Source organism: Actinacidiphila sp. bgisy167, from assembly GCF_057707665.1.
In genome coordinates, this window is the sequence record NZ_JBYIQP010000056.1 from 38749 (window position 1) to 45171 (window position 6423).

Below are 6423 nucleotides of genomic sequence, written 5' to 3' on the forward strand. Positions count from 1 at the left end.
CCTCCGCGGCCGCGGATTCACTGCTCGGCACTACCCGGGGCGGTCAACCGCCCGGACCTCCGAGCAGTCCGCCGTTCTTGCCTCCCCCACGGGTCGATGTGGCGGTCGGGGTCCCCGTGGGAGTCGTCCCGCCGTCCGTGGCACCGCCGTCCGTCACGCCGCCGTCCGTGCCGCCGCCGTCCGTGCCGCCGCCATCCGTCACGCCGCCATCCGTCACGCCGCCGTCCGTAGCGCCGCCGTCCGTGGCACCGCCGTCCGTGGCACCGCCGTCCTGGCACTGCCACTGCCAGGGCTTGCACTCCGGCGACTTCGTCGGCGTCTCCGGGACCTCCGGCTGCGTGTGGGTCGGGGTCACCGGCGCGGTCGGCGTCTCCGTCGGGGTGGCCGAGACCGAGGGGCTCGGCGACACCGAGGCGCCTTCCCCGTTGTGGATCTTGCCGATCTTCGGGGCGTCCGGGAAGCCGCTGTCGGGGCCCGTCACCGCCTCCTTCATGTACGCGGTCCAGACCTCGGTCGGGATGTCACCACCGTGGATGGACTCGACGCCTGCCGTGCCGTTCATGGACAGCAGACTGTGGCTCTTGGGGTCCTCACGGAACATCGCCACGGCCGTGGACAGCTGCTGGGTGTACCCGACGAACCACGCCGACTTGTTGCTGTCGGTCGTACCGGTCTTGCCGGCCGCCTTGCGGCCGAGCTCCTTGGCGCGGAAACCCGTACCGTTCTGGATCACGTTCTCCAGGACGTCGGTGACGTTGTCGGCCACCTCGGGCGGCATCGCCTGGGAGACCTTGGGCTTCTTGAAGCCGGGGACCTCCACCCCGTCCTTCTTCACCGAGGTGACCGAGTACGGGTCCGCGTGCTTGCCGGAGGCGGCGAAGGTCGCGTAGGCGTCGGCCATGCGGATCGCGCTCGGGGTGGACGTACCGAGGGCGAACGACGCGTTCTGGCTGGCCATGGAGGACTTCAGGACGCCGGACTTCTCGGCGACGGCGGCCACCTTGTCCATGCCCACGTCCATGCCGAGCTGCACGAACGGCGTGTTGATGGACTGCTCCATCGCCTTGCGCAGCGTGATGTAGCCGTTCTTCGCGTCGCTCTCGTTCTCCTGGTAGAAGGGCGTGTTGTCCTTGTTCAGCACGTAGGTGCCGTCGGGCCGCTTGATCTTGATGTGGTCGTTGCCGTTGTAGAGGCTCATCGGCGAGATGCCCTCGCCGTCCGAGCGGTAGGTGCCGTACTCCATGGCGGCTGCCAGCACGAACGGCTTCCAGGTCGAACCGACCGGGACGCCCAGGGTGTCGGCGTTGTTGGTGAAGTGGTTGTTCTCGAAACCCGCGCCACCGTAGAGGGCGACGATCGCCCCGTCGTTGGGCTTCACCGACGCGGCGCCGAACTGGACGTGCTTGTCCAGCTCCCGCTTGTCCGGCTTGATGTTCGCCTTCTCGACCTTCTTGACCGCGGCGGCCAGCGCGTCGACCTTCTTCTTGTCGAAGGTCGTGCGGATCGTGTAGCCGCCCTTGTCCAGCTCCGTCCGGCTGATGTCGGAGTGGGCCAGCACGTAGCGCTTGGCCGTGTCGACCAGGTAGCTGATCTGGCCGGTCATCCCCTTGGTCGCCTTGAGGCCCTGCGGCTCGGGGTACTTGGCGATGGCCTCGTCGTACTCGGCCTTGCTCAGGTGACCGTCCTTGTACATCTCGGAGAGGATGGTCTTCCACCGGCGCTCCGAGTTGGCCCGGTTCTTCTCGGGCGTCGCACTCGAGTCCAGGTTGACGTTGCCGGCCGGGTCATAGTAGGTCGGGCCCTTGAGCAGCGCCGCGAGGAACGCGCACTGGCTGGGGCTCAGATCCTTGGCGTCGACGCCGTAGTAGGTCTGCGCCGCCGCCTGGATGCCGTAGGCGTTCCGGCCGTAGTACGAGGTGTTCAGGTAGCCCTGCAGGATCTGCGGCTTGCCGAGCTTCGCGCCCACCTTTATCGAGATGAAGAGCTCTTTGAACTTGCGGCTGACCGTCTGGTCCTGGCTGAGATAGGTGTTCTTGACGAACTGCTGGGTGATCGTCGAACCACCCTGGGTGTCACCGCCGTTGGCCATGTTCCAGAAGGCACGGCCGATACCCATGGGGTCGACACCGGAGTCGTCCCAGAAGGTCTTGTTCTCCACCGAGATGACCGCGAACTGCATCGCCTTGGGAATCTCGGAGAGCGGCACGTTCTGCCGGTTGACCCCGACGCCCGTGGCGACCATCCGGGAACCGTCGGCCCAGAGGTAGACGTTGTTCTCCGACTTCGCCGCATCGTTCTCGTCGGGGATGCCCACCAAGGCGTAGCCCACGCCGCCGACGGCCACGATGCTGCCGAAGAGGAACAGGCACAGCCCGGAGACGAGCTTCCAGGACGGCATCCAGCGACGCCATCCGTCCTTCCCCCACCGCGGATAGTCGATGATGCGCTTCTTCGGGGGCTGTCCTCCGCCGCGGCCGCCCTGCCCGCCCGTGGCGGCACGGCGGCGGCCGCCCCTCTGCGTGGCCTGGGCCGCACGGCGGGCGGCGGCACGTCCCTGGTACGGCGGCTCGGCCCCGTGGGCCCGGCCGCCGGCGCTCGCACGGCTCCCCGCGCCCGCCCCCGGATGGGGGCCGTGCCCCATCCCCTGGCCCGGGCCGTATCCCTGCCCCGAACCGGTTCCTTGCGTGCCGTACGGCTGCGGCCTCGGTGGCCCAGCGGCCCGCCGACCGCCGGGCGGCGGGGGCTGCTGCTGCGCGCCGCGCCGGGCGGCTGCCCGGCCGTCGCCGGGCGACTGCGGCGGCTTGCGACGGTGCTCGCTCATGAACAGCTACTCCTAGGACAGGCGGAATCGCCTGAAGCGGCAGTTGGTTTTCCGGTCCCCCCGGCGTGCGATGCCCGCACTGCACCGGCGACAGGGACGCTCACTGACGTCACTCGGTTCCCAGTGCTCTGCATGGCGAACAGAGTACGCAGGGACAAAAGATGCGTTAGTCAGAAGTTCGTCACATTCCGGGCAGTTGACAGAGGACGGATTTCGCGATGTGACGCCAGTCACCGCGGGGCGCCTTGCCGTGCCCGGGAACTCGTTCTATCGTCTCGATGTATCGAGCCGATACATCACGGCGAGATAAGAGGCGACGAGGACACGGACGGGAGGGGAGCGAGGGCATGAGCAAGCGCTCCGGTATCCTTGAGTTCGCCGTCCTGGGCCTGCTGCGCGAATCCCCGATGCACGGCTACGAGCTGCGCAAGCGGCTCAACACGTCACTCGGTGTGTTCCGCGCGTTCAGCTACGGCAGCCTCTACCCCTGCCTCAAGACACTGGTCAATCAGGGCTATCTGGTCGAGGAGACCGGCCCTGAGCCCGATCCGCTCGCCGCGCCGCTCGCCGGCCGACGGGCGAAGATCGTGTACCGGTTGACGGCGGCCGGCAAGGAGCACTTCGAGGAGCTCCTCGCCCACTCCGGCCCTGACGCGTGGGAGGACGAGCACTTCGCGGCTCGCTTCGCCTTCTTCGGCCAGACGTCCAGGGACGTACGGATGCGTGTCCTCGAGGGGCGGCGCAGCCGTCTCGAGGAACGTCTGGAGAAGATGCGCGCGTCCCTCGCGCGTACCCGTGAGCGGCTCGACGACTACACGCTCGAGCTGCAGCGGCACGGCATGGAGTCGGTGGAGCGAGAGGTCCGCTGGCTGAACGAGCTGATCGAGACCGAGCGGGCAGGGCGCGGCAAGCAGCCCCCGGCCGCTCCGTCCGCCGATGCCGAGCAGGACAACCAACAGGAAAACGGCGGACCCGGCACGCGCCGGGGACCCGCGTGACGAGAACACAGGGAGCAACCGGAATGGGTTCGGTTCGCGTAGCCATCGTTGGCGTGGGCAACTGCGCCGCCTCGCTGGTGCAGGGTGTCGAGTACTACAAGGACGCCGACCCGGACAGCCGCGTGCCCGGCCTCATGCACGTGCAGTTCGGCGACTACCACGTGCGTGACGTCGAGTTCGTCGCCGCCTTCGACGTGGACGCGAAGAAGGTCGGTCTCGACCTCGCGGACGCCATCGGCGCCAGCGAGAACAACACCGTCAAGATCTGCGACGTCCCGCAGAAGGGCGTGACGGTCCAGCGCGGCCACACCCTGGACGGTCTCGGCAAGTACTACCGCGAGACCATCGAGGAGTCCGCCGAGGAGCCGGTCGACGTGGTGCAGGTCCTCAAGGACCGCCAGGTCGACGTGCTCGTCTGCTACCTGCCGGTGGGGTCCGAGGACGCGGCGAAGTTCTACGCGCAGTGCGCCATCGACGCCAAGGTCGCCTTCGTCAACGCCCTCCCGGTGTTCATCGCCGGCACCAAGGAGTGGGCGGACAAGTTCACCGAGGCCGGTGTGCCGATCGTCGGTGACGACATCAAATCGCAGGTCGGCGCCACCATCACGCACCGCGTGCTGACCAAGCTCTTCGAGGACCGCGGTGTCATCGTCGAGCGCACCATGCAGCTGAACGTCGGCGGCAACATGGACTTCAAGAACATGCTCGAGCGTGAGCGCCTGGAGTCCAAGAAGATCTCCAAGACCCAGGCCGTCACCTCGCAGATCCCCGACCGCGACCTGGGCGCGAAGAACGTCCACATCGGCCCCTCGGACTACGTGGCCTGGCTGGACGACCGCAAGTGGGCGTACGTTCGCCTCGAGGGCCGCGCCTTCGGCGACGTCCCTCTGAACCTGGAGTACAAGCTCGAGGTCTGGGACTCCCCGAACTCCGCGGGTGTCATCATCGACGCGCTGCGCGCGGCGAAGATCGCCAAGGACCGCGGCATCGGCGGCCCGATCCTGTCGGCGTCCTCCTACTTCATGAAGTCCCCGCCGGTGCAGTACTTCGACGACGAGGCCCGCGAGAACGTGGAGAAGTTCATCCGCGGCGAGGTCGAGCGCTGAACGGCGGCGTGACCTCCGTCTCCGCTCGTCGTACGACGTGACCGCGCAGGCCCCCGGATACGGCATCCGGGGGCCTGTTCGTCATGTGAGGGTGTGTGCATGCCCGTAGTCCGTGATCTCCGTCTGCTGCTGCGCTTCCGCGACTTCCGCCGGCTGCTGACGGTGCGGTTGCTCTCCCAGCTCGCCGACGGGGTCTTCCAGGTGGCGCTGGCGACCTATGTGGTCTTCTCCCCGGAGAAGCAGACCTCGCCGACCGCCATCGCCTCCGCGGTGGCGGTCCTGCTGCTGCCGTACTCGCTCCTGGGACCGTTCACGGGCGTTCTCCTGGACCGTTGGCGGCGCCGGCAGGTCCTCCTCCACTGCAATCTGCTGCGGGCCGCGCTCTGTCTCGGCACGGCCGGCCTGGTGCTGCTGCGTGTCCCGGACTGGCTCTTCTATCTGTCGGCTCTGTCGGTCACCGGCGTCAACCGCTTCGTTCTCGCCGGTCTGTCGGCCGCCCTGCCCCGCGTCGTCGACGGTGAGCGCCTGGTCATGGCGAACGCGCTCTCCCCGACCGCCGGAACGCTCGCCGCCACGGCGGGCGGCGGAGCGACCTTCCTGGTGCATCTGGTGGTGGCCGAGGGCCCTGCCTCCGACGCCCTGGTCGTGGGGCTGGCCGCCGTCGTCTATCTCTGCGCCGGGCTCGCCGCGCTCGCCCTCGGACGGGATCTGCTGGGACCGGACCCGTCCCGTGTCCAGCCGCGCGTCGGCGAGGCGCTGCTGAGCACCTTCCGCGGTCTGGTGCACGGACTGGGGCATCTGCGCCGACGGCCGCCCGCGGCCCGCGCCCTGGCCGCGATGACCGCGATGCGCTTCTGCTACGGCGGACTCACGGTGACGGTGCTGATGCTCTGCCGCTACGCCTGGTCGGGGTCGGGTGGCGCGGACCACGCGACGGCCGACGGACTGGCACTGCTCGGCCTGGCGGTCGCCGTCTCGGGCGCCGGCTTCTTTACGGCGGCCGTCATCACCCCGTGGGCCACCGGGCGTTTCGGCACCTTCGGGTGGATCACCGTCTGCGCGAGTTCGGCCGCCGTCCTGCTCCCCGTACTGGGCCTCACCTTCGAGCCGGGGCCGGTGATCGCGGCGGCCTTCGTGCTGGGCCTGGCCACCCAGGGAGCGAAGATCGCCACGGACACGGTGGTCCAGTCCTCGATCGACGACGCCTACCGGGGGAGGATCTTCTCCCTCTACGACGTGCTGTTCAACGTCTCCTTCGTCGGCGCCGCGGCCGTCTGTGCGCTGGTCCTCCCGCCCGACGGCCGCTCCGCCGGGCTCCTCCTCGTCCTCTCGGCGGTGTACGCGGCGGTGGCGCTGGGCATCGCCGCACATCAGCGTCGTTTCACGTGAAACAACGCGACCACCGCGCCTCCACCTGTTTCACGTGAAACCGGCGTCTTCAGTTCGCCGCCATGACCGCGGGGGGGTGTTTTGCTTTGAACACCACCCCCCCCCCCCC

The 6423-nt window shown here is 68.7% G+C and carries 4 protein-coding genes; 3 read left to right on the top strand and 1 reads right to left on the bottom strand.

Annotation, left to right across the window (positions count from 1 at the left end):
* Window positions 1-43: 43 nt before the first annotated feature.
* Window positions 44-2398 (bottom strand): transglycosylase domain-containing protein, encoded by a 2355-nt coding sequence (locus AC3ET4_RS20800; RefSeq protein ID WP_431951559.1) that lies wholly within the window; start codon window positions 2396-2398, stop codon window positions 44-46.
* A 770-nt stretch (window positions 2399-3168) separates the two neighbouring features.
* Here AC3ET4_RS20800 and AC3ET4_RS20805 point away from each other — a divergent pair.
* The 3 genes from AC3ET4_RS20805 (at window position 3169) to AC3ET4_RS20815 (ending at window position 6314) form a co-directional block, all read left to right on the top strand.
* Window positions 3169-3819, top strand: a complete 651-nt coding sequence (locus AC3ET4_RS20805; RefSeq protein WP_431951553.1) for a PadR family transcriptional regulator — start codon at window positions 3169-3171, stop codon at window positions 3817-3819.
* A 23-nt stretch (window positions 3820-3842) separates the two neighbouring features.
* Entirely contained in the window at window positions 3843-4925 is a 1083-nt protein-coding gene (locus AC3ET4_RS20810; protein WP_431951555.1) for an inositol-3-phosphate synthase, read from the top strand.
* Between the two features lie 99 nt (window positions 4926-5024).
* On the top strand, window positions 5025-6314 hold the full coding sequence (locus AC3ET4_RS20815; protein ID WP_431951557.1) for an MFS transporter: 1290 nt from the start codon (window positions 5025-5027) through the stop codon (window positions 6312-6314).
* Window positions 6315-6423: the final 109 nt, after the last annotated feature.